The 2,399-nt window shown below is 69.8% G+C and carries 1 protein-coding gene; it reads left to right on the forward strand.

The genetic code is table 11. The features are described from left to right. On the forward strand, nucleotides 1-2,313 hold a 2,313-nt coding region (locus tag DLJ47_RS34530), incomplete at its 5' end, for a WD40 repeat domain-containing protein (RefSeq protein ID WP_199236132.1). Nucleotides 2,314-2,399 lie beyond the last annotated feature (86 nt).

Consider the following 2,399-nt stretch of genomic DNA (forward strand, 5'->3'; position numbering starts at 1 on the left):
ACCCCCACGCCCCCGCCGGACCCCAGCGAGCCCTCGCCGGTCGAGGCAGAGGTCCGTGCCGTCGAGGCCCGTATCGCGCGGGAACTTTCCCGCTTCGCCGACGTCCCCGCGACCATTGACTGCGACCAAACGCCCCCGGCCTACATCCGTCGCCACCTAGCCGAGCACGCGGTCGCCGGTGACGCCCTCGATCAACGCGCCCTTCCCGAGGCTTTCCTGCCGTACATCGATCCGATGCGGCTGCGCTCCGCCGCCAGCCGACGCTCCGGTCGGCATCCGGCACGGCCGCTGCCGCTGCTGCCGGTGATCCGCCAGGTCAGCCATTTATGGAGCTGGCAACGTCCCGAACGCAATGCCGCAGCGATCAGCCTCCATGCTGCCCTTAACCAGCAGCCGCTCCACGCACCCATCGGCAGTCCCTGGCACGTTCGTTGGGCGCGCCCTCGAACGAGCGTCCAGGAGATACTCCCGCGGGCCGGGGGAGTGGCCGTGGCGACGGCGGTGCTGCCCGATGGACGGGTGGTTGCGGTCACCGGTGACCTCGGGACGGTGCGGGTTTGGGACCTTGTTGCTGGCACGGCGCTGGATGTCTCGTTGATCGGTCACCGCGGTGCCGTGAAGGCGGTGGCTACGGCGGTGCTGCCCGATGGGCGAGTGGTTGCCGTCACCGGCGGGCAGGACGGGACGGTGCGGGTTTGGGACCTTGTTGCTGGCACGGCGATGGGTTCCCCGTTGACGGGTCACCGCGGTCCGGTGGAGGCGGTGGCTACGGCGGTGCTGCCCAATGGGCGGATGGTTGCCATCTCGGGCGGCGGATTCGAGGACGGGACGGTGCGGGTATGGGACCTGAGCGCTGGGACAGCGGCCGGTTTGCCGCTGACTGCCCATGAGGGCGGCGTCAAGGCGGTGGCTTCGGCGGTGCTGCCCGACGGGCGGGTCGTGGCGGTTACCGGCGGCCGTGATGAAGCCGTGCTGGTGTGGGACCTGGCCGCCGGAATCGCAGTGGGTGACCCGTTAACCCGCCACTCCGGTGGCGTGGAGGCGGTGGCTACGGCAGTGCTGCCTGATGATCGGGTGGTGGCGATAGTCGTCGAGCGCTTCAGCAATGGGTCGGTGCAGGTTTGGGACCTGGCCGCCGGGACGGGTCGACGGCTCCATCCGGGCCAAAGAGAGGGCTCGGTGGACACTGTGGCTTCCGCAGTGCTGCCCGATGGGCGGGTGGTGGCGGTTACCGGCGGCGGTGATGGAACGGTTCTGGTATGGGATCTCGTTACGGGGACGACGCTGGATAGGCCACGTACTGCCCATAACTATCCAGTGCGAGCGGTGGCTCCGGCGGTGCTGCCTGATGGGCGGCTGGTCGCGGTCACCCTCGGCGCGGGGTTGCGGGTGTGGGATATCACTCCGGGGATGGGTGGGGGCCTGGGGCTGCCCACCGAAGAGGGCGGCGTATGGTCCGTGGCTTCGGCGATCCTGCCCGACGGGCGAGCAGTTGCGGTTAGCGGTAGCGGCGACGGGACAGTGCGGGCTTGGGATGCCGCAACCGGGACCGCGATGTGGGATGTCCCTGCCGTCCTGTCGCGACGTGCCCCGTTGACCGGGCACGTCGGCGCTGTTACTGCAATAGCTTCGGCCGTGATGCCTGACGGGCGGAGGGTGGTAATCACCGGTGGAGGCTTGGACGGGCGGGTGCGGGTCTGGGATGCGGCCGCTGGGACCCCGCTGGGTGAGCTGCTGATCGGCCACGGCGTGCGGGCGGTGGCAACGGCGGTGATGCCCGATGGGCGCCTGGTGGCCATTATCGGCAGTGCGGACGGGCCAGCGCGGGTGTGGGATCTCGCCGCTCAAAGGCCCGTAGGCGCGGCATGGACCCGCCGGGGGAAGGGTGTGCGGGCGGTGGCAACGGCGATGCTTCCGGATCGGCGAGTGGTGGCCGTCACTGCGGGCTACGACGGACGGATCCGGCTGTGGGATGTCGCCGCCGGGGAGCACCTCGGGGTCCTGTGGCCAGGAAACAAGTACGTGGTAAAGGCGGTGGCGACCGCAGTGCTACCCGATGGTCGGGTGGTGGCGGTTGTCGGTAGCGGCGACGGGAAAGTGCGAGTGTGGGATGTGGCCGCTGCCACCGCTGTTGGGGTGCCGTTGACCGCCCACCGATACGGCGTGGACGCAGTGGCAACGGCGGTGTTGCCGGACCGGCGGGTGGTAGCGGTCACTGCGGGCAGCCAAACTGTGCGGCTGTGGGACCTCGCCGCCGGGACGGCCCTGCAGCTGTCGGGGTACTCGTTGGAGTGCAGAGGTGAGTACGGCTGATCTTGCAGAGGTCAGGTGTCGTGGTGGGCGCCTTGTTCGTCACGGTGGGTTGCGTCTTGCAGGCGCAGGCGGGTGAGGCCGAGCAT

The sequence above is a fragment of the Micromonospora sp. S4605 genome (assembly GCF_003176715.1).
GTDB lineage: Bacteria > Actinomycetota > Actinomycetes > Mycobacteriales > Micromonosporaceae > Micromonospora > Micromonospora echinaurantiaca.